The sequence below is a fragment of the Pseudomonas sp. Con_6 genome (assembly GCF_059379395.1).
Map to the genome: position 1 here is coordinate 4,532,292 of NZ_CM182011.1, position 21,353 is coordinate 4,553,644.

Annotated in this window: 21 protein-coding genes; 13 read left to right on the top strand and 8 right to left on the bottom strand. The window is 66.2% G+C overall.

Going from position 1 to position 21,353, the window contains the following annotated elements; all coding sequences use genetic code 11:
* Positions 1–4 precede the first annotated feature (4 nt).
* From AC5QPF_RS20080 to AC5QPF_RS20100, 5 genes are all read right to left on the bottom strand, one after another.
* Positions 5–922, bottom strand: coding sequence for an ABC transporter permease subunit (locus AC5QPF_RS20080; protein WP_494959556.1), 918 nt, complete (start codon positions 920–922; stop codon positions 5–7).
* 60 nt (positions 923–982) lie between these two features.
* Complete coding sequence (locus AC5QPF_RS20085; protein ID WP_494959557.1) at positions 983–2,593, bottom strand: ABC transporter substrate-binding protein; 1,611 nt, start codon at positions 2,591–2,593, stop codon at positions 983–985.
* Positions 2,594–2,643: 50 nt separating this feature from the next.
* Positions 2,644–3,681, bottom strand: coding sequence for an ABC transporter permease subunit (locus AC5QPF_RS20090; RefSeq protein WP_494959558.1), 1,038 nt, complete (start codon positions 3,679–3,681; stop codon positions 2,644–2,646).
* A 65-nt stretch (positions 3,682–3,746) separates the two neighbouring features.
* Positions 3,747–5,357, bottom strand: coding sequence for an ABC transporter substrate-binding protein (locus tag AC5QPF_RS20095; protein ID WP_494959559.1), 1,611 nt, complete (start codon positions 5,355–5,357; stop codon positions 3,747–3,749).
* Between the two features lie 70 nt (positions 5,358–5,427).
* Positions 5,428–6,582, bottom strand: coding sequence for an enolase C-terminal domain-like protein (locus tag AC5QPF_RS20100; RefSeq protein ID WP_494959560.1), 1,155 nt, complete (start codon positions 6,580–6,582; stop codon positions 5,428–5,430).
* 350 nt (positions 6,583–6,932) lie between these two features.
* On the opposite strand from AC5QPF_RS20100, the gene AC5QPF_RS20105 reads away from it, so the two are divergent.
* Both AC5QPF_RS20105 and AC5QPF_RS20110 read left to right on the top strand, forming a co-directional pair.
* Entirely contained in the window at positions 6,933–7,658 is a 726-nt protein-coding gene (locus tag AC5QPF_RS20105; RefSeq protein WP_458977917.1) for an oligogalacturonate-specific porin KdgM family protein, read from the top strand.
* Between the two features lie 57 nt (positions 7,659–7,715).
* On the top strand, positions 7,716–8,534 hold the full coding sequence (locus AC5QPF_RS20110; protein WP_494959561.1) for an NAD-dependent epimerase/dehydratase family protein: 819 nt from the start codon (positions 7,716–7,718) through the stop codon (positions 8,532–8,534).
* A 64-nt stretch (positions 8,535–8,598) separates the two neighbouring features.
* Here AC5QPF_RS20110 and AC5QPF_RS20115 read toward each other — a convergent pair whose 3' ends face one another.
* On the bottom strand, positions 8,599–9,534 hold the full coding sequence (locus AC5QPF_RS20115) for an AEC family transporter (protein WP_494959562.1): 936 nt from the start codon (positions 9,532–9,534) through the stop codon (positions 8,599–8,601).
* Positions 9,535–9,631: 97 nt separating this feature from the next.
* On the opposite strand from AC5QPF_RS20115, the gene AC5QPF_RS20120 reads away from it, so the two are divergent.
* The 11 genes from AC5QPF_RS20120 to madM all read left to right on the top strand — a co-directional run bounded on the left by AC5QPF_RS20120 (position 9,632) and on the right by madM (position 19,986).
* On the top strand, positions 9,632–10,522 hold the full coding sequence (locus AC5QPF_RS20120) for a LysR substrate-binding domain-containing protein (RefSeq protein WP_494959563.1): 891 nt from the start codon (positions 9,632–9,634) through the stop codon (positions 10,520–10,522).
* Positions 10,523–10,639: 117 nt separating this feature from the next.
* The gene (gene cyoB / locus AC5QPF_RS20125; protein WP_494959564.1) at positions 10,640–12,622 is read left to right on the top strand and encodes a cytochrome o ubiquinol oxidase subunit I; all 1,983 of its coding nucleotides are present in this window, start codon (positions 10,640–10,642) and stop codon (positions 12,620–12,622) included.
* A gap of 94 nt (positions 12,623–12,716) precedes the next feature.
* Positions 12,717–14,378 carry a malonate decarboxylase subunit alpha gene (gene mdcA / locus AC5QPF_RS20130; RefSeq protein WP_494959565.1) on the top strand — a complete coding sequence of 554 codons (1,662 nt, stop codon included), beginning with the start codon at positions 12,717–12,719 and terminating at the stop codon, positions 14,376–14,378.
* Entirely contained in the window at positions 14,378–15,232 is an 855-nt protein-coding gene (locus tag AC5QPF_RS20135) for a triphosphoribosyl-dephospho-CoA synthase (protein WP_494959566.1), read from the top strand. Before mdcA ends, AC5QPF_RS20135 begins: the two co-directional genes overlap by 1 nt.
* A 2-nt stretch (positions 15,233–15,234) precedes the next feature.
* Positions 15,235–15,534, top strand: a complete 300-nt coding sequence (locus AC5QPF_RS20140; RefSeq protein WP_494959567.1) for a malonate decarboxylase subunit delta — start codon at positions 15,235–15,237, stop codon at positions 15,532–15,534.
* The gene (locus AC5QPF_RS20145; protein ID WP_494959568.1) at positions 15,527–16,381 is read left to right on the top strand and encodes a biotin-independent malonate decarboxylase subunit beta; all 855 of its coding nucleotides are present in this window, start codon (positions 15,527–15,529) and stop codon (positions 16,379–16,381) included. Before AC5QPF_RS20140 ends, AC5QPF_RS20145 begins: the two co-directional genes overlap by 8 nt.
* A complete protein-coding gene (gene mdcE / locus AC5QPF_RS20150) occupies positions 16,378–17,160 on the top strand; it encodes a biotin-independent malonate decarboxylase subunit gamma (RefSeq protein WP_494959569.1) in 783 nt (260 codons plus the stop codon). The genes AC5QPF_RS20145 and mdcE overlap by 4 nt, the downstream gene beginning before the upstream one ends.
* A gap of 39 nt (positions 17,161–17,199) precedes the next feature.
* Positions 17,200–17,817, top strand: coding sequence for a malonate decarboxylase holo-ACP synthase (locus AC5QPF_RS20155; protein WP_494959570.1), 618 nt, complete (start codon positions 17,200–17,202; stop codon positions 17,815–17,817).
* A complete protein-coding gene (gene mdcH / locus AC5QPF_RS20160; RefSeq protein ID WP_494959571.1) occupies positions 17,814–18,740 on the top strand; it encodes a malonate decarboxylase subunit epsilon in 927 nt (308 codons plus the stop codon). The genes AC5QPF_RS20155 and mdcH overlap by 4 nt, the downstream gene beginning before the upstream one ends.
* 63 nt (positions 18,741–18,803) lie before the next feature.
* Entirely contained in the window at positions 18,804–19,223 is a 420-nt protein-coding gene (gene madL / locus AC5QPF_RS20165; protein ID WP_458977947.1) for a malonate transporter subunit MadL, read from the top strand.
* 1 nt (position 19,224) lies between these two features.
* The gene (gene madM, locus AC5QPF_RS20170; RefSeq protein WP_494959572.1) at positions 19,225–19,986 is read left to right on the top strand and encodes a malonate transporter subunit MadM; all 762 of its coding nucleotides are present in this window, start codon (positions 19,225–19,227) and stop codon (positions 19,984–19,986) included.
* A 54-nt stretch (positions 19,987–20,040) separates the two neighbouring features.
* Here the strand turns inward: madM and AC5QPF_RS20175 are convergent, their stop codons facing one another.
* Positions 20,041–20,958 (bottom strand): LysR substrate-binding domain-containing protein, encoded by a 918-nt coding sequence (locus tag AC5QPF_RS20175; RefSeq protein WP_494959573.1) that lies wholly within the window; start codon positions 20,956–20,958, stop codon positions 20,041–20,043.
* An 88-nt stretch (positions 20,959–21,046) separates the two neighbouring features.
* Positions 21,047–21,337 carry a muconolactone Delta-isomerase gene (gene catC, locus AC5QPF_RS20180; RefSeq protein WP_494959574.1) on the bottom strand — a complete coding sequence of 97 codons (291 nt, stop codon included), beginning with the start codon at positions 21,335–21,337 and terminating at the stop codon, positions 21,047–21,049.
* Positions 21,338–21,353 lie beyond the last annotated feature (16 nt).

The window sequence follows — 21,353 nt, forward strand, 5'->3', positions numbered from 1 at the left end:
CCAGTTATTCGCTACGCGGATCGAGAATGTCCCGCAGGCCGTCGCCCAGCAGGTTGAACGCCAGGCTCACGAGCATGATCGCCGCCCCCGGCACTGCTACCAGCCACCAGCATTCGAGCATGTAGCGCCGGCCAGTGGAGATCATCGCCCCCCACTCCGGCAGCGGTGCCTGGGCGCCGAGGCCGAGGAAGCCCAAGGCGGCGGCAGTGAGGATGATCCCGGCCATGTTCATGGTCAGGCGAATGATCACCGACGACAGGCACATGGGCACGATATGGCGCAGGATGATGCGGCTCGACGAGGCACCCTGCAGCTCCACCGCCACGACGAAGTCGGCCTTGCGCAGCGACAGGGTTTCCGCCCGCGCCAGGCGCGCTATCGGCGGCCAGGAGGTGAGTGCGATGGCCACCACCGCATGCTCCAGGCCTGGGCCGAGGGCAGCGATGAAGGCCAGGGCCAGGACCAGGCTCGGGAAGGAGATGAAGATGTCGGTGATGCGCATGAACACCGTGTCGACGATGCCGCCGAAATAGCCGGAGACGGTGCCGATGAACAGCCCGATGGGGCCGACGATGATGCTCACCAGGGCGATGATGTAGAGGGTGATGCGCGAGCCATGGACCAGCCGGCTGAAGATGTCCCGGCCGTACTCGTCGGTGCCGAACCAGTGCGCGGCGCTGGGCGCCTGCAAGGCGTTGGCGAGGTTCTGCAGCACCGGGTCGTGGGTGGCGATCCAGGGCGCGAAGGTGGCTACCACCACCAGCAGCAAGGCCACCACCAGGCCCGCCAGGGTCATGGGGTTGCGCAGCAGGTGGCGCAGCACCCGCAGGCTGCTCTTGTACAAGGCGTCGAGGCTGGACGCCGGGGTGGTGTCGGCTGGCCGCTTGGCGGCGGTTTCGCTGGAAGACATGTTGGCAATCATCGGCATGTTCTCGGTGTGGACTCATGGCCGTGCCAGCGCCCGCAGGCGCTGGCACGGTACTCAGCGTTGCTTGTAGACGCCCAGGTAGCGGGTCGCCTCGGCGTCGTCGCCGACGAAGCCCTTGACGTCCACCGCGCTGACCGCGGTGTCGGTCATCTGCGAGATCATCATGATCGGGCCGACCTGCTGGTCGTACAGGTTCTGTGCTTCGTGGTACATGGCCAGGCGCTTGCCGGCATCGCGCTCGACGCCGACGCGGTCGATCAGGTCGTTGAGCTGGCGACTGAAGAACGACGCGCGCCAGCCCTGGAAGTTGGGCAGGCCGGCGGCGTCGCTGTTGTCCGGGTTGTAGACGAAGGTGCGCAGGCTGAAGTACGGGTGCGGATAACGCTCGGCGCCGCGGGCCACGATCATCTCGAAGTTGCGCGCACGCATGGCGCCGTACACCTGGTTGCCGGTGCCGGTGACGATGGTGGCCTTGATCCCGCCTTCGGCGAGGGTCGCCTGCATGCGCGCGGCGATATCGATGAACGGCGGCTCGGACAGGGTGCGGATGGTGGTGGCGAAGCCTTGCGGATAGCCGGCTTCGGCCAGCAGGGCCTTGGCCTTGGCCACGTCCATGCGGTAGCCCGGATCCGGCAGCCGGGCTTCCAGGCCGAGCTGCATCGGTTGCTGGTTGAGCGTGCCGTAGTGCGGCATGACCTGCTCGTCCAGGCCCTTGTAGTCGATCAGGTTGCGTACCGCCTCGCGCACCTTCTTGTTGGCGAACTCCGGCTGCTTCATGCTCATCGCCACGTAGTACATGGTGCCGCGCTGCAGGGCCTGGACCTGGAGCTTGTCGGAGCTCTCGATGGCCTTGATGTCCGGCGCGGCCATGCCGTAGGCCAGGTCGAGGTCGCCGCGTTCGAGCATCAGGCGCAGCGATTGCGATTCGGTCATGTGCCGCAGCAGCACCCGCTTCACTTTCGCAGGGCCCGCCCAATAGCCGTCGAAGCGGGTCATCACCAGGGCGTCGTTGGCGCTCCACTTGCTCAGGGTGAACGGCCCGCTGCCGGCCTCGTTGGTCACCAGCCAGGCGCCGCCGAGGTCGCCATTCTTCTCGTGCTTGAGCGCTTCGACGCGATCGACCACCACCGCGCTCGGGGAAATCGCCAGGGAGTCGATCACCAGCAGCGGATCGGTGGCCTGCGGCAGCTCGACCACCAGGGTGTGGGCGTCGCTGGCGCGGATCAGGCCCTGGATGTTGTCGACGCTGTAGCCGTAGGCCTTCCAGGTGGTGGCGAGGCCGAAGTTGAGTTTCATCACCCGGTACAGCGACCAGGCCACGTCTTCGGCGGTCAGGGGGTTGCCGGAGTGGAACTTGACATCATCGCGCAGGTGGAAGGTGATGCGCTTGCCGTCCTCGCTGATCTCCCAGCGTTCGGCCAGTTGCGGCAGGTGCTTTTCCGGGTTGCCGTTGTCGCGCTTGATCAGCGTGTCGTAGAGGTTGGCATTGATCCCGGAGGCGTCCAGGCCTGGGGCATTGGCCGGGTCGATGGAGAACAGGTTGACCAGGCTCATGCCGACGATCAACTGGTCGGCAGGCGTCTTCGCCTGCACGGCGGCCATCGGGCCGAGGGCCAGGATCGCGCCCAGCAGGGTCAGGCGCAGGGTCGGGAATACAGTCTTCATGGGGCATCCTTCTTTTTATAGTTGTCGATGTGTTCGCGCAGGCTGTGGGCTCAGCGGGTCCTTGGGTCGAACACCTTGTAGAGCGCATCGCTGATCAGGTTGAGGGCGACGAAGATCAGGCCGATCACCAGCACGCAGCCCATCACCGCGTTCATGTCGCCGAGCATCAGGCTGCTGGTCAGGTACTGGCCGAAACCGGGCCAGGCGAACACCGTCTCGATCAGCACCGCACCTTCCAGCAGCGAGCCGTAGGCCAGGGCCACCACGGTGAGCAGTTGCACGAGGATGTTGCGGAAGGCATGGCCCCAGACCACCTGACGCCGCGACAGGCCCTTGACCCGGGCGGTGATGATGTACTCCTGGGACAGCTGTTCGAGCATGAAGCTGCGGGTCATGCGGCTGATATAGGCCACCGAGTTGAGGCCGAGGATCAGCGACGGCAGGACGATATGCTTCAACGCGCTGCTGAAGGCTTCCCAGTCGCGGGCCAGGGCGGTGTCCACCAGCAGCAGGCCGGTGACTTCCTCGACCATGCCGTCGTAGGCCAGGTCGATGCGCCCTGCCCCGCCGGCCCAGCCGAGCCAGGCGTAGAACACCAGCAGGCCCATCATGCCGACCCAGAAGATCGGCGTGGAGTAACCGAACAGGGTGATGACGCGCGCCACATGGTCGCCCAGGCGCCCTTGATTGCTGGCGGCGACCACGCCCAGCGGCAGGCCGATGAACACGCCGAAGAAAATCGCCAGAGTGGCCAGTTCGAGGGTGGCCGGGAACACCCGCTTGATGTCTTCCAGCACCGGGTGCCCGGTGAGCAGCGCATTGCCGAAGTCACCGTGCAGCAGGTCGTTGAGGTACAGGCCGAACTGGGTCCAGATCGGCTTGTCCAGGCCCATGGCCTGGTACACCTGGTCGTAGGTGGAGCTGTCGGCATCCGGTCCGACCACGGCAAGCACCGGGTCCAGCGGCATCACCCGACCGATGAAGAAGGTCAGCGCCAGCAGACCGAGCAGGGTCACCAGGACCGTGCCGGCCCGGCGGACAGTACCGGACGCGCGGGCGCCCAGTACCGAGGCAGTCGAAAGAAACATAACGGGCTCCTGAAATGGCGGTCGTGGGTCGACGCGGCGTGCGGGGCGCGTTCGCCCCGCGGCGCTCAACGCGACTTGTAGACGTCCTTGTAGCGGGTAGTGGCGGCGCTATGGCCCTGGTAGTTCTCGACGTCGTGGTACAGCACCACGGTGTCGGTCATCTGCGAGACCGGCAGGATCGCCCCCACCTGCTCGTCCAGGGTGGTCTGGATCTGCTGGTAGTCGGCCAGCTGTTTCGCCTTGTCCGGCTCGACTTCGGCGCGCTCGATCAGGCTGTTCAGCTCGGGGCTGTAGAACGAGGTACGCCAGCCCTGGAAGTTGCTCAACTTGGCCTCGTCGCGGTTGTCCGGGTTGTACACCAGGGTGCGCAGGCTGGAGTGGGGATGACGCTCGGCACCGCCGCCGCCGCGGCCGACCAGGATGTCGAAGCTGCGCTCGCGCATGGCGCCATAGATCTGGTTGCCGGTGCCGGTGACGATGGTCGCCTGGATCCCCGCCTGGGCCAGGGTCGCCTGCAGGCTGGAAGCGATGTTGATGAACGGCGGCTCGGTGAGCACGCGGATGGTGGTCTTGAAGCCGTTGGGGTAGCCGGCCTCGGCCAGCAGCTTCTTCGCCTCGGCGACGTTCAGGGTGTAGCCCGGATCGTCCAGGCGCGCCGCCAGGCCCAGGGGCAGCGGACGCTGGTTGAGCTGGCCGTAGTGCGGCATGACGGTCTGGTTGATGCCCTGGTAGTCGATCAGCGAACGCACCGCCTTGCGCACCCGGGCATCGTCGTAAGGCTTGTTCTTCACGCTCAGCGCCACGTAGTAGAGGGTGCCGCGCTGCACGGTCTGGGTGCGGACCTGGTCCGAGCTTTCCAGCGCCTCGATATCCGGCGCCGACATGCCCTTGGCCAGGTCCAGGTCGCCGCGCTCCACCATCAGGCGCAGGGATTGCGACTCGGTCATGTTGCGCATGACGATGCGCTTGAGCTTGGCCGGGCCACCCCAGTAGCCGTCGAAGCGGTTCATCAGGATCACGTCGTTGGCACGCCAGTCCTTGAGGATGAACGGGCCGCTGCCGGCGGCGTGGGTGGTCAGCCAGGCGCCGCCCATGTCGTCGCCCTTCTGGTGCTGCTGCACCACCTTGCGGTCGAGGATGAAGGCGCTGGGCGAGGTGGCCAGGGTGTTGAGCACCAGCAGCGGGTCGGTGGGCCGCGGCAGCTCGATGACGAAGGTGTGTTCATCGACCGCACGCATGTGCTGGGCGACATTGCCGGCGCTGAAGCCGTAGGCCTTCCAGGTCGAGGCCAGGGCCAGGTTGAGCTTGAGCACCCGCTGCAGCGACCAGGCCACGTCCTCGGCGCTCAGCGGATTGCCGGACTGGAACTTGACGTCCTTGCGCAGGATGAAGGTGAGGGTCTTGCGGTCGTCGCTGACCTGCCAGCTTTCGGCCAGGGCCGGAAGCAACTGGTCTGGCTGTCTTGCATCCTGCACCAGCAGCATGTCGTAGAGGTTGGCATTGACCTCGGAGACATCCAGCCCGGTGGCAGCGGCCGGGTCGAGGGACAGCAGGTTGATCATGCTCATGCCGACGATCAACTGGTCGGCCGGGGTCTTGGCGTAAGCCAGGGGCGTGGCGCTCAGGGCCAGCAGCGCCGTCAACGCCCCCGCGCGAAGTTTCGGGAGAACGCTCATGTGAGATTGCCTTTCTTGTAGTTATTGGACTCTCGGGCGACACGCGCGCACGCGTGCCGCCGGCCACGCATCAGTAGCTGTGCTGGGTATTGGTCTCGACGTAGTTGAAATCGATGTCCTCGCCCAGGCCCGGCAGGTCCGAGAGGTGCACGAAACCCTCTTCGTCCATCGGGTCGACCAGGCGCTTGAGGTAAGCCGGTACTTCGTCATAGTTCAGGAACGGGTGCAACAGGCCGCGCTCGTACCAGGTGCAGTTCTTGATCGCACCGACCACCGCCAGGTTGGCCGCGCCGTTGCCGTGGATCTCGCAGTCCATGCCAAAAGCCTCGGCCATGTGCGCCACCTTCAGGCACGGAGCGATGCCGCCGACCCCGGCGACGCCAGCACGAAGGATGTCGCAGACGTCGTTCTTGACCCAGCTGGCCCGGCTCAGGTGCTTGCCGCCGAGGCTTTCCGGGCCGAGGATCGGGATGTCCAGCTGCCCCGCCAGCCAGGCGTAGGATTCGGCGGAGTCTTCCATCATCGGTTCTTCGAACCAGGCGAAGTCGAGCTTCTCCAGGGCGCGGCCAATGGTCAGGGCATCGGTGCGGCTGTACCAGTGATAGCCGTCGATCATCAGGGCGATGTCCGGGCCGACCGCCTCGCGCACCGCAGCGCAGGCCTTGATGTCCATGGCCACGCTCGGCGCGAAGGACACCGGCGGCATCCAGGTGTGCAGCTTGATCGCCTTGTAGCCGCGCTTGACCAGGGTCTCGGCGAAGCGGCCATATTCCTCGGGGGTGGACAGGCCGCCCGGCAGCTCGTCGCCGCACATGGTCGAGCCGTAGGCCGGCACCTTGTCGCGGTAGCCGCCGATCAGCTTGTGCACCGGCACGTTCAGCTTGCGCCCGGCCCAGTCCCACAGGGCCTGTTCTACCAGCGCCAGGGCGCGGTCGGTCAGCTGGCTGGCGCTGCCGCGCTGCCAGTGGGCGAGGTCGTGCCAGATCTTCTCGCGATCGAAGGCATTGGCCCCCACCAGCACCTTGCGCACGAAACCATCCAGCACATAGGGACGAATCAGCTCCGGCGCGCCCAGGGCATAGCCCTCGTTGCCGCATTCGGTCTTGATCCGCAGGAGGGCCATGCTGGCCTGGGTCACGTCGCCCGGGTGGGCATGCCCGGCACTGTCGACGGCACGGCGGGTGGGGTAGGAAAAGATCTGCACGTTTACAGCGGTGATGATCATGGACGTCTGGGCCTTTTTATTAGGGTTGGCGGCGAAGGAGTCACGCTCTGGACGAGATCCTACGTCATCATACAACTTTTGAAAAGCACCCCTTCGAAATCTTTCAAAACCTCGTGCAACACCTCGAAAACCCACCTTTAAAACCCCTTTAACCTCCTTTAGAACAAGTGAAACACCCGAAATAGAGCCATCAAATCTTGTCGTCAGACAACATTCAAAGAAATCGTAGACAACCCCATAGTTGTCCGATAACTTATTTTTCAAATTCGCCTCGGAGCCACCCACCACCACACCGTTCCCGACACCCGCGCCTCATCACGACCTCAACAACAAAAACAAAAGAAGATCGCATGAACACCACACTTCGCAGCCTTATCGCCGTCGCTACCCTCGGCCTGTCCCTGCACGCCCACGCAGACTCGGCCAGCATCAACTACCGTCACGGTTTCACCGAAGACGACAGCATCCATTCGGACCGGATCAAGATGAACTACCGGATGGACAGCGGCCTCGGCTTCGCTGCCGAGATCAAGTACAAGACCGCGGGCGACCGCGAGGACGTCGCGTACGACAACATGGTCAACAACGGCCATGAATTCACCGTGGACTACAACTACAAGCTGAGTCCCAGGTCGACCCTGACGCCGGCGTTCCAGATGGACAGCTCCAAGGACGCCACCACCTACAAGTTCGGTCTGAAGTACACCTACAAGATCTCCGACACCTGGTACGTCGCCACCCGCGTGCGCCAGGATGCCCGCAGCCTGGATCGCGACCTGATCGACCGCAGCAAGGACGACCGGGCCAAGGACAACCAGAACACCACCCGCCTGGAAGGCTGGCTCGGCTATACCCCCAAGGGCCCTTGGGCCTTCGAGTACCAGTACATCCACTTCGACACCGACTACATCCGCTACGACAACAAGAAGAGCGACTACGAGCAGAACCTGATCATCAAGTACAAGCTCAACAAACAGTGGGCGCCGTTCATGGAGGTGGGTGACATCAAGGTCAACTCCACCACCGACGACCGCCAGGCGCGCTGGCGCCTGGGGATCCAGTACAACTTCATGTGATGTCCCGCCCCGGGCCCTGGCCCGGGGCTTTTCCAATGCCCAGCAACAAGGCCCGCCATGTCCACAGACCAGAAAAAACCCTTCAACCGCCTCCTGCTCACCGGTGCCGCCGGCGGCCTCGGCCAGATCCTGCGCGAGGCCCTGCAGGCTCACGCCGCGATCGTCCGCGTGTCCGACATCGGCACCATGGCCCCCGCCGCGGGCGAGCATGAGGAAGTGATCAACTGCGACCTCGCCGACAAGGCCGGGGTACTGGCGCTCGCCGACCATGTCGATGCCATCGTGCACCTGGGCGGCATCTCCACCGAGCGCTCCTTCGAGGAGATTCTCGACGCGAATATCCGCGGCACCTTCCATATCTACGAAGCGGCGCGCAAACAGGGGATCAGGCGGGTCATCTTCGCCAGTTCCAACCATGTCACCGGTTTCTACCCGCAGGACGAGACGGTGGATGCCCATTCGCCACGGCGCCCGGACTGTTACTACGGGCTGTCCAAGTCCTATGGCGAGGACCTCGCGACCTTCTATTTCCACCGCTACGGCATCGAGACCGTGAGCCTGCGCATCGGCTCCTCGTTCCCCGAGCCGCGCAACGTGCGCATGCTCTCCACCTGGCTCAGCTATGCCGACCTGGCGCACCTGGTGGAGCGTGCATTGCTCGCCGAGGACGTGGGGCACACAGTGGTCTATGGCGTTTCGGCGAACCGCGACCTGTGGTGGGACAACCGCCATGCCGCCCACCTGGGCTTTGTTCCGAAGGACAACTCGGAGCGTTTTCGCGCGCGTCTGGAACAGTTGCCGAAAGCTGCGGCAGGCGAGCCTGGTGCCGGGCTCCAGGGCGGGGCCTTCACGGCGGCGGGGCCGTTCGGCGACTGAGCGCCCGACGCGAGTTATCGGATCGGAGCAGGCTTGCCTGCTCCTACGGTCGCGTACACCCCCCTCAGGCAGAAAAGTGGAAGCAGTAAAGCAACCCGCCCAAGGTCAACAACGACCCCATCGTCGACAGCAGTATCGCCTTCGAAACCACCCCCGCCTCCCGCTTGTAATATTCCGCCAGCATGAACGGCCCGGTCCCGGTGGGCAGCGCCGCCAGCAGCACGGCCGAGGTCGCCCACATCGACGGCAAGGCCAGGACCTTGAACGCCAGCACCCAGGTCAGCAGCGGCTGGCCCACCAGCTTCATCGCCACCAGCGGCCAGGCGCTGCTTTTCTCCTGCGGTGCCGGCTGCGCCAGGAACAGCCCCAGCGAGACCAGGGCGCACGGCGTGGTGGCCGCCGCGAGCATGTCGAGGAAATGCATCACCGGCAGGGCAATGCCCAGCCCGGTACTGGCCCACAGCCCACCGGCGACCGGCGCGATCACCAGCGGATTCTTCGCCAGCGCCCGCAGCACCTTCGCCGCCGCCCGCCCCACATGCTTCTCCGTCTGCAACCCGACCTCGATGCACACCACCGCAATGGCGAACAGCACGCAGACCACGATCAGCGTGGCGATCAGCGCCGGCTGCAAGCCGGCATCACCGAACAGCAGCGCACACAGGGGAATGCCGATATAGCCGGTGTTGGCATACCCCGAACTGAGCCCGTCGATGCTGGCCGTGGCCAGGCTGTGGCCACTGCCCAGGCGCCATAGCAAGGTCACCAGGAACATCGCCAAGGTGCCGCCGCCAAACGCCAGGACGAACCCCGGCTGCCAGATCTCGGCCCAGGTCGCGGTTGCCGTGACCTTGAACAGCAGCGCCGGCAGGCACAGCCAGACCACCATCAGGTTGATTTCCGAGGCCGCCCTAGGCCCCAGCTTGCCGCTCTTGCGGCACAGATAACCCACCAGGATCAGGGCAAAGATAGGGACAACGACAACAAGAACGGTGTGCATGACGCTTCCAGTCAGGAGATACCGGCGCCAGTGTAGGAATCTGTTTCGATACGGTCCAATGACTTAGAATGCCGCGATCCATAGCCTGGAGGCATCGATGCTCGAACTCAGACAACTGCGCTATTTCCTCGCCCTGGCCGAGCACCTGCACTTCGGCAAGGCCGCTGCCAGCCTGCATCTGGCGCAACCCTCGCTGAGCCGGCAGATCTGCGCGCTGGAAGAGGCCATGGGTTGCGAACTGGTACAGCGCAGCTCGCGCTCGGTCAGCCTCACTGCCGCCGGGCGGGAACTGCAGCGCAATGGCGCCCAGGTCATGGCGGCCTTCGACTCGGCGATCCGCGCCAGCCAGGCGGTGGCCCGCGGGGAACGGGGCGAGTTGCGCATCGCCTTTACCTCGATGGTGGCCTGGACCGGTTTTCCGAAACTGATCAAAGGCTTTTCCGAGGCCTATCCCGACATCGACCTGTCCCTGCACGAACTGATGCCCGTCGAGCTGGAACACTCGGTAGCGCAAGGCCACAACGATGTCTGCCTGTCGTTTCGCCAGGCCGGCCACGCGGCCCTGCGCTACCGGCCATTGCACACGGAAAGACTGTGCATCGCCCTCCCCGCCGATCATGCCCTGGCTGACCGCCGTGACCTGAGCCTGGGCGACCTGCGCGACGAACCCTTCATCCTCACCCCGCGCAACACGGCGCCAGCGCTGTACGACAGCATCATGGGCCAGTGCCAGGCCGCAGGCTTCGATCCACAGGTGCGGATGTACACCCAGTTGCAGGGCACCATCGTCAACCTGGTGGCCGAGGGCCTGGGGGTTTCCGTCGTGCCGTCAGCGATGAGCCGCAGCAATCTGCAAGGCATCCGCTTCCACGCCCTGGCCGACTCGCCGGAGATCGAGTTCGGTATCAGCTGGCACCCGGACAATGGCAATCCATGCCTTGAATCGTTCCTGCAACTGATGCACGAATCCACCAGCAAGATTCGCTGAGAGCTCGACACGGTCCTGAGGCAACCACTCGTCGCCATTTCCCGATCTTCCCGCAACTCCCCGCCCCCTGAGCCGTTTCTAAGCCTGGATATCCGCCCGCCGCAAAGGACGTGACCTGTGTTCGGAAAGCTGAGCTGGGAAGCCATCCCGCTGCACGACCCCATCATCATGACCACCCTGGCCGTGGTCGGTCTCATCGGCCTGGGCATCCTGGCGGCGATCACCTGGCAACGCCGATGGACCTGGCTGTGGACCGAGTGGCTGACCTCCGTGGACCACAAGCGCATCGGCGTGATGTACATCGTCGCCGCTCTGGTCATGCTCCTGCGCGGTTTCGCCGATGCCCTGCTGATGCGCACCCAGCAGGCCATGGCCTCCGGCGGCTCTGCCGGCTACCTGCCGCCGGACCACTACGACCAGATCTTCACCGCCCACGGCACCATCATGATCTTCTTCATGGCCATGCCCCTGCTGATCGGCCTGATGAACATCGTCGTGCCCCTGCAGATCGGCGCCCGCGACCTGGCCTTTCCCTTTCTCAACGCGGTGAGCTTCTGGCTGTTCGTCGCCGGGGCGCTGCTGGTGAACATCTCCCTGGGCGTCGGCGAGTTCGCCCGCACCGGCTGGGTCGCCTACCCGCCGCTGTCGGGCATCGACTACAGCCCCGGGGTGGGCGTGGATTACTGGATCTGGTCACTGCAGATCGCCGGGCTCGGCACGCTGCTGACCGGGGTGAACCTCTTCGTCACCATCATCAGGATGCGCACCACCGGCATGACCCTGTTCCGCATGCCGGTGTTCACCTGGACGGCGCTGTGCACCATGGTGCTGATCCTCGCGGCGTTCCCCATCCTCACCGCCACCCTGCTGCTGCTCAGCCTCGACCGCTACCTGGGCATGCATATCTTCACCGCCGAGCTGGGCGGCAACCCGATGATGTACATCAACCTGATCTGGGCCTGGGGTCACCCGGAGGTGTACATCCTCATCCTGCCGGCGTTCGGCGTGTTCTCCGAGGTGGTGTCGACCTTCGCCGGCAAGCGCCTGTTCGGCTACCACTCACTGGTCTGGGCGAGCATCGTCATCACCGTGCTGTCGTTCGTGGTCTGGGCCCACCACTTCTTCACCATGGGCGCCGGAGCCAGCGTCAACGCCTTCTTCGGCATCATGACCATGGTCATCGCCGTGCCCACGGGGGTGAAGATCTTCACCTGGCTGTTCACCATGTTCCGCGGCCAGGTGCGTTTCGAGACGCCGATGCTGTGGACCCTGGGCTTCATCGTCACCTTCAGCATCGGCGGCATGAGCGGCGTGCTGCTGGCGGTGCCGGGTGCTGATTTCCTGCTGCACAACAGCCTGTTCCTGGTGGCGCATTTCCATAACGTGATCATCGGCGGCGCGGTGTTCGGCTATCTCTGCGGCCTGAGCTACTGGTTCTCCAAGGCCTCCGGCTTCAAGCTCCACGAGCGCTCGGGGCGGGCGGCGTTCTGGTGCTGGCTGGTGGGCTTCTACTTCGCCTTCATGCCCTCCTACGTCCTCGGTTTCATGGGCATGACCCGGCGCCTGAATGCGGTCGATGTGCCGGAATGGCGACCCTTGCTGATGCTTGAGATGCTCGGCGTGGGCATCATTCTCTGTGGCGTCTGCTGCCAGGTCGCACAGCTGATTTTGAGCTTCCGCCAGCGCCACCAGAACCGCGACCACACCGGCGACCCGTGGAATGGCCGGACCCTGGAATGGACGACCGCCTCGCCGCCGCCGGTCTACAACTTCGCGGTACGGCCGGTGGTGGAAGGCATCGATGCGTACTGGGGCATGAAGGAGCGCGGGATCGAGACCCAGGCCACAGCGGACTACCAACCGATCCACCTGCCGCGCAACACCAGCCTGGGCATGCTGATCGGGTTGTGCAGCCTGCTGCTGGGCTTCGCCATGGTCTGGCATATCTGGTGGCTGGCAGCGGCGAGCCTGCTGGCGACCGTGGCGACGCTGGTGCTGCGCAGCCGTGACGAACAGACCGGCTACTGGCTACCGGTCGAGGTCATCGAACGAACGGAGCGCGGAATTGAACGCGAGCAGGCCGGCAACACCAATCGTTAACCTAAGAGTAACTATCCACCACCCACCTTGATTGATACCCCACCACCCCCACCCTTAACTTGACCCCACGCAAGCGGACACGTGGAGTCACACAATGACAACAAGACCCTCCCCCCCACCGCAATGGTCGCGTCGGCGCAGCGAGAAGCAGCGTCGCCTCGACCTGGTCCGTCCCCTGGCGGACGGCGCGGTGCTACCCGGCGAGCGCATCGTCGAAGCCCTCGAACGGCTGATCGCCCCTGGCGATCGGGTAGTCCTCGAAGGCAACAACCAGAAGCAGGCGGACTTCCTCTCCCGCTCCCTGGCCAAGGTCGATCCCGGCAAGTTGCACGATCTGCACATGATCATGCCCAGCGTCAGCCGCGCCGAGCACCTCGACCTGTTCGAGCAGGGCATCGCCCGCACGCTCGACTTTTCCTTCGCCGGCCCGCAAAGCCTGCGCATCGGCCAGTTGCTCGAAGACGGCAAGCTGGAAGTCGGCGCCATCCATACCTACATCGAGCTGTACTCGCGCCTGCTGGTAGACCTGATCCCCAACGTGGCGCTGGTGGCCGGCTTCATGGCCGACCGCGAGGGCAACATCTACACCGGCCCGAGCACCGAGGACACCCCCGCCCTGGTCGAGCCCACCGCGTTCAGCGACGGCATCGTCATCGTCCAGGTCAACCAGCTGGTGGACGACGTGCGCGACCTGCCCCGGGTCGATATCCCGGCGTCCTGGGTCGACTTCGTGGTGGTGGCCGACAAGCCTTTCTACATCGAACCCCTGTTCACCCGCGACCCGCGCCATATCAAGCCGGTGCATGTGCTGATGGCGATGATGGCGATCCGCGGGATCTACGAGAAACACAACGTCCAGTCCCTCAACCATGGCATCGGTTTCAACACCGCCGCCATCGAGCTGATCCTGCCGACCTACGGCGAATCCCTCGGCCTGAAGGGCAAGATCTGCCGCAACTGGACCCTCAATCCGCACCCTACCCTGATCCCGGCGATCGAATCGGGCTGGGTGGACAGCGTGCACTGCTTCGGCACCGAGCTGGGCATGGAGGACTACATCGCCCAGCGCCCGGATGTGTTCTTCACCGGCCGCGACGGCTCGATGCGCTCCAACCGGATGATGTGCCAGCTGGCCGGGCAGTACGCCGTCGACCTGTTCATCGGCGCCACCCTGCAGGTGGACGGCGACGGCCACTCCTCCACCGTGACCCGCGGGCGCCTGGCCGGTTTCGGTGGCGCGCCGAACATGGGCCACGACCCCCGTGGCCGCCGCCACGTGACCCCGGCCTGGCTCGACATGACCGAGCCGGTGACCCTGCTGGAACGCGGCCGCAAGCTGGTGGTGCAGATGGTCGAGACCTTCCAGGAAGGCGGCAAGCCCACCTTCGTCGAGACTCTGGATGCAGTGGGCGTAGCGAAGCAGACCGGCATGCCGCTGGCGCCGGTGATGATCTACGGCGACGACGTCACCCACCTGCTCACCGAAGAAGGCATCGCCTACCTGTACAAGGCGCGCACCCTGGAGGAACGCCAGGCGATGATCGCCGCCGTCGCCGGGGTTACCGCCATCGGCCTGCGTCATGATCCGAGGGAAACCCGGCGCATGCGCCAGGAGGGCCTGATCGCCCTGCCGGAAGACCTCGGCATCCAGCGCACCCAGGCCAGCCGCGAGTTGCTGGCGGCGAAAAGCATCGCCGAACTGGTGGAGTGGTCCGGCGGCCTTTACAACCCGCCTGCACGGTTCAGGAGCTGGTGATGAGCGCATCGACACTGACTGACGTCCCCCTGCCCCTGGCTCAACTGCTCGCCGACCTGGCGGTGGATGCCCTGATCGACGAAGCCGACCTGTCGCCCAAACCGGCGCTGGTGGACCGTCGCGGCAGCGGCGCGCACCGCGACCTGCACCTGGGCCTGATGCACGCTTCGGCCCTGGCGCTGTGGCCATGCTTCAAGGAAATGGCCGAGGCCGCCCTGGCCATCGGCGAGGTCGGCCAGCCGCTGCGCGAAGCCCTCGGCCGGATCGGTCGCGAAGGCGAACGGGCCATGCTCGCCACCACCGGCGGGGTCAATACCCACCGCGGCGCCATCTGGGCTCTGGGCCTGCTGGTAGCGGCACGCGCCCTCGGCGAACCAGGCGAGACGGCCGGTGCCATCGCTGCGCGAGCCGGGCGGATCGCCCTGATCGACGACCGCTTTGCGCCCAGGCAGCAAGACAGCCATGGCCTGCAAGTGCAACGTCGTTACGGCGTGCGCGGTGCGCGGGAAGAAGCCCAGGCGGGTTTCCCCAGCGTGCTCGAGCATGGCCTGCCGCAACTTGCCCGCAGCCGCCACGCCGGCAGCGGCGAACAGAACGCACGCCTCGACGCCCTGCTGGCGATCATGACCACGCTACAAGACACCTGTGTGCTCTGGCGCGCAGGCAGCGCAGGGCTGCAAGCCATGCAGCAAGGCGCCCGCGCCGTGCTAGACGCCGGTGGCAGCGCCAGCCTGGCCGGGCGCCGTCGCCTGCGCGAACTGGACAGCCAGCTGCTCGCCCTCAACGCCTCGCCGGGAGGGGCCGCCGACCTGCTGGCCGCCTGCCTGTTGCTCGATACCTTCGGGAGTCTCTGACCATGGAAACCCTGTCTTTTACCTACCCCGCCGGCCAGCCTGCCAGCGGTCGCGCCCTGGTGGGCTGCGTCGGTTCCGGTGACCTTGAAGTGCTGCTGGAGCCGGGTACCGACGGCGTGCTGGCGATCACCGTGGTGACCTCGGTCAACGGCAGCGCGCCGCGCTGGGAACAACTGTTCGCGCGCCTGTTCACCGGGCAGACGCTGCCGGCGATGAACATCGATATCCACGACTTCGGCGCCACCCCGGGCGTGGTGCGCCTGCGCCTGGAACAAGGCTTCGAGGAGATTGCCCATGACTGACATCACCCATCTGCTGGCCAGCCGCAGCTTCGTCGAGCTGGGCGCGCGCCAACGGGCCCAGGCCCTGCTCGATCCCGGCAGCTTCCGCGAGCTGCTCGGTCCCTTCGACCGGGTCATGTCGCCATGGCTGCCGGGCCAGGGCATCGTGCCCCAGGCCGATGACGGCGTGGTCGTTGCCAAGGGCACCCTCGACGGTAGGCCGCTGCTGGTGGCGGCCATCGAAGGCGCCTTCCAGGGCGGCAGCATGGGCGAGGTCGGCGGCGCCAAGATCGCCGGTGCCCTGGAGCTGGCCGTCGAAGACAACCGCAACGGCATCCCCACCGCCGCCGTGCTTCTGCTGGAAACCGGCGGCGTGCGCCTGCAGGAGGCCAACCTGGGCCTCGCGGCCATCGCCGAGATCCAGGCGGCCATCGTCGAGCTGCGCCAGTTCCAGCCGGTGATCGGCCTGATCGCAGGTTCCGTCGGCTGCTTCGGCGGCATGTCCATCGCCGCCGGGCTGTGCAGCCGGGTGCTGGTGACCCGCGAAGCGCGCCTGGGGCTCAACGGCCCGCAGGTGATCGAACAGGAAGCCGGCATCGACGAATACGATTCCCGCGACCGGCCCTTCATCTGGAGCCTGAGCGGCGGAGAACAACGCTTCGCCTGCGGACTGGCGGACAGCTACATGGCAGACGCCGTCGACGACGTGCGCCAGGCCCTGGTCGCCGCGCTGGCCGCCGGTGAACCGGCCCTGCCACGCAGCCGACGCCATGCCGACTTCCTCGCCCTGCTCGGCAAGCTGGGCAGCGACTGCGAACAACTGGATGCCGCCCGGGCGCGTGCCATTTACCAGGGAGAACTGCAATGAGCCGAGGACTTGAGTGGATCCGCGCATTGGCCGGGGGTCACGAAGCAGCGGGCTATCCCGCCTCGATCAAGGTGATCGATGGCGAACTGGGCAACCGTCCGGCACGCTTCGTCGCCGTGGTGCCCGATGCGGGCAACCCGTTCCCCCGCGCCCGCAACGGCGAGGTCGGCCTGCTGGAAGGCTGGGGCCTGGCCAAGGCCATCGATGACACCATCGAGGCGGATGCCGGTGGCACGCCGCGGGTCCTGGTGGCGGTGGTCGATGTACCGAGCCAGGCCTATGGTCGCCGCGAAGAGGCGCTGGGGATTCACCAGGCCCTGGCCGGAGCGGTGGATGCCTACGCCCGCGCCCGCCTCGCCGGCCACCCGCTGATCGCGCTGCTGGTGGGCAAGGCCATGTCCGGCGCCTTTCTCGCCCATGGCTACCAGGCCCAGCGCCTGATCGCCCTGGACGACGACGGAGTGATGGTCCACGCCATGGGCAAGGCCGCCGCCGCACGCATCACCCTGCGCAGCGTCGAGGAACTGGAAGCACTGGCCGCCACCGTGCCGCCGATGGCCTATGACATCGCCAGCTATGCCTCGTTGGGGCTGCTCTGGGAACGGGTCAAGGTCGACGACATCGAACGGCCTGCAGCGACGGATATCGCCAAGGTGACCGACGCCCTGGCCCGCGCCGCAGACGATATCGGCAGCAATACCGACCTGCGCGGACGCCTCGGCGCGCCGAACCGGGCGCTGTCGTCGAAGGTGCGGGCGCTGTTGCGGGCCCAGTGGTGATTCGCTGACCAGGCTTTTTATCGAGAGGGGGAGTGACGGATGAACACGACCTTTGCCGCACACGACCTGCTCTGGGGCATGCTTCCGGAGCACCTGCCCGACGATGCCCCGGACTGGGCTCGACGGGTGCTGGCTGCCGGGCTGCCCGTGGTGGTCCGGCGCGCCAGCGGCCCGGCCGGGCAGGTGCCGGTCGGCCTGCGCGGCGACGGGCGGGCCAGGCGTCTGGCGGCCTGGATGCCGCGGGAGGCGGTGCGCTGCCGGCGCCGCCCCGAGGACCTGCGCCTGGACGCGGTGGCGGATCTGCCGGCGCTGGCCGCCTTGCAGCGGCTCACCCCGCTACTGGACAGCACCGGCCTGGCTTGGGGTCCCACCGGGGGCGTCGCCTACCAGCTGGCCACCGGCCTGGCGATGCTGCACGAAGCCAGCGATCTCGACCTGGTGGTGCGCACACCGGCGCCGTTGAGTCGTTTGCAGGCCCGTGCGCTGAGCCACGCCCTGCAACCCTCCCCCTGCCGGATCGACGTGCAACTGGAAACCCCCAACGGCGCCATCGCCCTGGCCGAATGGGCCAGCGGCGCCGCACGGGTGCTGCTCAAGCATCGAGAAGGCGCGCGCCTGGTCACCGACCCGTGGCACCTTGTGGAGCAGCCGGCATGAGCAGCCTGTTCGCCTTCCCCGGCCAGGGCGCGCAACGCCCCGGCATGCTGCAGGGCCTGCGCGACGTCCCCCTGGGCCGCGCCTGCCTGGAAGAGGCCAGCGATGTCCTCGGCGAAGCGGTCGCGCAACTCGACAGCCCGGCCGCACTGGCCTCGACCCGCGCCGTCCAGCTCTGCCTGCTGGTGGCCGGCGTGGCAGCGGCCCGGGGCCTGCTGCAACGCAATCCGGCGCCGCAGTTCGTCGCCGGCCTGTCCATTGGCGCCTACCCGGCGGCGGTGATCGCCGGGGCCCTGGACTACGCCGATGCAGTGCGCCTGGTGGCCCTGCGCGGCGAACTGATGCAGCGTGCCTACCCGACGGGCCATGGCATGACGGCCTTGATCGGCCTGGACCAGACCAGCGTCGAAGCACTGATCGCCAGCGCCGCGGAGCCGGTGTTCCTGGCCAATATCAATGCCGAACAGCAGTTCGTGATCGCCGGCAGCGACAGCGCCATGGCCGCCCTGGCCGCTCGTGCCCTGGCCGCTGGTGCCCGCGTCGCCAAGCGTCTGGCGATGAGCGTGCCGTCTCATTGCGCGCTGCTGGCGCAACCCGCCACTGAGCTGGCGCAAGCCTTCGCCGGCGTGCCCCTGCGTCGCCCGGCCATGACCGTCCTGAGCAGCAGCAGCGCCCGCGTGCTGCACGACGCCGAGGCCCTTGGCGACGATCTGGCGTACAACATGTGTCGCCGCGTCGACTGGGCCGGCACCCTGCGCAACGCCTACGAACGCGGCGCACGCCTGCTGATCGAACTGCCACCCGGCGCCGTGCTGAGCGGCCTGGCCCGGCCTGTGTTCAACCCCGGAACGGTGGTCGCCTGCCAGGATGCCCGGCCGGATACCCTGGATGCGCTGCTGCGCAGGGAGGTGGAGACGACCCGCTGACCGCCGTGCCATTCGAAGACCAACAACAACAAGCAACTTCGACTCATCGTGAGGACAACAACAATGATCATCTACGGCGTGGCCCTGCTGGCCATCTGCACCCTTGCCGGCGTCATCCTCGGCGACTTCCTCGGCGTCCTCCTGGGCGTCAAATCCAACGTGGGCGGTGTCGGCATCGCCATGATCCTGCTGATCTTCGCCCGCCTGTACATGCAGCGTAATGGCGGCATGTCCAAGGAGTGCGAGCTGGGCGTCGGTTTCTGGGGCGCCATGTACATCCCCATCGTGGTCGCCATGGCGGCGCAGCAGAATGTGGTCACCGCCCTGCACGGCGGCCCGGTAGCGCTGATCGCGGCGGTCGGCGCGGTATTGCTGTGCGGCGCGACCATCGCGCTGATCAGCCGTACCCACCGCGGGGAACCGCTGGAAAAGGAAGTCAATGAGGCCGACGTGGCCGCAATCGCACCGGCAGGAGGCCGCTGATATGGAAATCATCCTCAAGGCACTGGAACACAATGGCCTGGTCACCGCCTTCGCCGTGGTCGGCGCGGTGATGTGGATCTCGGTGGTGCTGTCGAAACGGCTCACCTTCGGCCGCGTCCACGGCTCGGCCATCGCCATCGTCATCGGCCTGGTGCTGGCCTGGATCGGTGGCAACATCACCGGTGGGCAGAAAGGCCTGGCCGACCTCACGCTGTTCTCCGGCATCGGCCTGATGGGTGGCGCCATGCTGCGGGACTTCGCCATCGTCGCCACGGCGTTCGAGGTGCAGGCCACCGAGGCGCGCCGGGCCGGGATGATCGGCGCGGTGGCACTGCTGCTGGGCACCGTCCTGCCCTTCATCGTCGGTGCGGCCGTGGCCTGGAGCTTCGGCTATCGCGATGCGGTGAGCATGACCACCATCGGCGCCGGAGCGGTGACCTACATCGTCGGCCCGGTGACCGGCGCGGCGCTGGGTGCCAGCTCCGATGTGATGGCGCTGTCCATTGCCACCGGCCTGATCAAGGCGATCCTGGTGATGGTCTTCACGCCGGTCTCGGCACGCCTGCTGGCGCTGGACAACCCGCGTTCGGCGATGGTGTTCGGCGGGCTGGCCGGTACCGTCAGCGGCGTGACTGCAGGGCTGGCAGCCACTGATCGGCGACTGGTGCCTTACGGCGCCCTGACCGCTACGTTCCATACCGGACTGGGCTGCCTGATGGGGCCGTCGATCCTGTACTTCTGCGTGCGCGGCCTGGTTGGCTGACGCTGCCGTTCGCGGTTACCCGACGCCCCGGTCATGCACCGGGGCGTCGTCGTTTCAGGCTTCGCGCTGGCGACTGTACATCCGACACTCGGCAACCAGCGCAAGCAGATTGGGGTCCCGCTCGCGGGTCTTCAGGAATACCACGCCGATATGCTGCTGCAGCCGATAACGCGACTGCAGCGGAATCAACCTGACGCGGTTTTCATAGACCGCCGAAATACGCCCCGGCAGCAACGCATAACCGACCCCCGAACTGACCATGCTCAAGAGGGTGAAGATATCGTTGACCTGCATCGCCACGTTGGGCTTGAACCCCGCCTGCTCAAACACCCGCACACCATCGCGGTGGGTGGCGAAGCCCTGGGTCAGGGTGATGAAGGTCGAGCCGGCGAGATCGGCGAGGTCGACTTCCGCTTCCAGGGCGAAGGGCGAGTCGGTGGGCACGGCGAGGAAGATATCGTCGGAGAACAGCGGCAACTGCTCGCAGGCCGGATCGCTGGTGCTTTCGTCCAGCGACACCAGGATCGCGTCCAGCTCGAAATTCTTCAGGCGGTACAGCAGGTCGACGTTGGAGCCCAGGGTAAGGTCGATGTTCAGCTCGCTGCGGCGCAGCTTGAGGCCCATGACCAGTTGCGGCACGGTCTTCACCGTCAGCGAATACAGGGCACCGAGCTTGAAACGCTCGGAAGAGAAACCCGCCGCCTCGCGGGTCAGGCGCACCATCTCGCTGGTGTCCTGGATCAGCTTGCGGGCCTTGTCCTCCAGCACGTAGGCACTTTCCAGCGGAGTCAGCTTGCGCCCCTCATGCTTGAACAAGGGGCAGCGCAAGGCGTTTTCCAGCGAGTGGATGGCGCGATGGACACTGACGCTGCTGGTCTCCAGCTGGGCGGCGGCACGGGCGAGGTTTCCGCTGTGCATGAAGGCGAGGAAGATTTCCAGCTTCTTCAGGGTCAGCTCTTCGTCGATCTGCATCTGCGGCTCCGGCTGCGACGGGGTACGACAGCCCCGAACGGTCGCCCCGGAGCATATAGGAATGACCCGGGCCGGAGCTATCCGCGCCTCAGCGATCCCCTTCATGAATCGACGAAGGATGCCGGCAAAGGCCGTCGATCTCGATGTCCATGTAGGGGAACAGCGGCAATTGCATCAGGGTGTCGTGCAGGGCCTCGACGCTGGGCAGGTCGAACACGCTGTAGTTGGCGTAGTGCCCGGCAATGCGCCACAGGTGGCGCCAACTGCCCTCGCGCTGCAGGCGCTGGGCCAGTTCCTTCTCGTCGGCCTTCAATTGCGCGGCCTTGGCCGGGTCCATGTCGACCGGCAGCTTCACGGTCATCTTCACGTGGAACAGCATCTCGTTTCTCCTTCGT

Coding starts and splice junctions, on each gene's coding strand:
- AC5QPF_RS20080 (WP_494959556.1), bottom strand. CDS start 922: ATGATTGCCAACATGTCTTCCAGCGAAACCGCCGCCAAGCGGCCAGCC.
- AC5QPF_RS20085 (WP_494959557.1), bottom strand. CDS start 2,593: ATGAAGACTGTATTCCCGACCCTGCGCCTGACCCTGCTGGGCGCGATC.
- AC5QPF_RS20090 (WP_494959558.1), bottom strand. CDS start 3,681: ATGTTTCTTTCGACTGCCTCGGTACTGGGCGCCCGCGCGTCCGGTACT.
- AC5QPF_RS20095 (WP_494959559.1), bottom strand. CDS start 5,357: ATGAGCGTTCTCCCGAAACTTCGCGCGGGGGCGTTGACGGCGCTGCTG.
- AC5QPF_RS20100 (WP_494959560.1), bottom strand. CDS start 6,582: ATGATCATCACCGCTGTAAACGTGCAGATCTTTTCCTACCCCACCCGC.
- AC5QPF_RS20105 (WP_458977917.1), top strand. CDS start 6,933: ATGAACACCACACTTCGCAGCCTTATCGCCGTCGCTACCCTCGGCCTG.
- AC5QPF_RS20110 (WP_494959561.1), top strand. CDS start 7,716: ATGTCCACAGACCAGAAAAAACCCTTCAACCGCCTCCTGCTCACCGGT.
- AC5QPF_RS20115 (WP_494959562.1), bottom strand. CDS start 9,534: ATGCACACCGTTCTTGTTGTCGTTGTCCCTATCTTTGCCCTGATCCTG.
- AC5QPF_RS20120 (WP_494959563.1), top strand. CDS start 9,632: ATGCTCGAACTCAGACAACTGCGCTATTTCCTCGCCCTGGCCGAGCAC.
- mdcA (WP_494959565.1), top strand. CDS start 12,717: ATGACAACAAGACCCTCCCCCCCACCGCAATGGTCGCGTCGGCGCAGC.
- AC5QPF_RS20135 (WP_494959566.1), top strand. CDS start 14,378: ATGAGCGCATCGACACTGACTGACGTCCCCCTGCCCCTGGCTCAACTG.
- AC5QPF_RS20140 (WP_494959567.1), top strand. CDS start 15,235: ATGGAAACCCTGTCTTTTACCTACCCCGCCGGCCAGCCTGCCAGCGGT.
- AC5QPF_RS20145 (WP_494959568.1), top strand. CDS start 15,527: ATGACTGACATCACCCATCTGCTGGCCAGCCGCAGCTTCGTCGAGCTG.
- mdcE (WP_494959569.1), top strand. CDS start 16,378: ATGAGCCGAGGACTTGAGTGGATCCGCGCATTGGCCGGGGGTCACGAA.
- AC5QPF_RS20155 (WP_494959570.1), top strand. CDS start 17,200: ATGAACACGACCTTTGCCGCACACGACCTGCTCTGGGGCATGCTTCCG.
- mdcH (WP_494959571.1), top strand. CDS start 17,814: ATGAGCAGCCTGTTCGCCTTCCCCGGCCAGGGCGCGCAACGCCCCGGC.
- madL (WP_458977947.1), top strand. CDS start 18,804: ATGATCATCTACGGCGTGGCCCTGCTGGCCATCTGCACCCTTGCCGGC.
- madM (WP_494959572.1), top strand. CDS start 19,225: ATGGAAATCATCCTCAAGGCACTGGAACACAATGGCCTGGTCACCGCC.
- AC5QPF_RS20175 (WP_494959573.1), bottom strand. CDS start 20,958: ATGCAGATCGACGAAGAGCTGACCCTGAAGAAGCTGGAAATCTTCCTC.
- catC (WP_494959574.1), bottom strand. CDS start 21,337: ATGCTGTTCCACGTGAAGATGACCGTGAAGCTGCCGGTCGACATGGAC.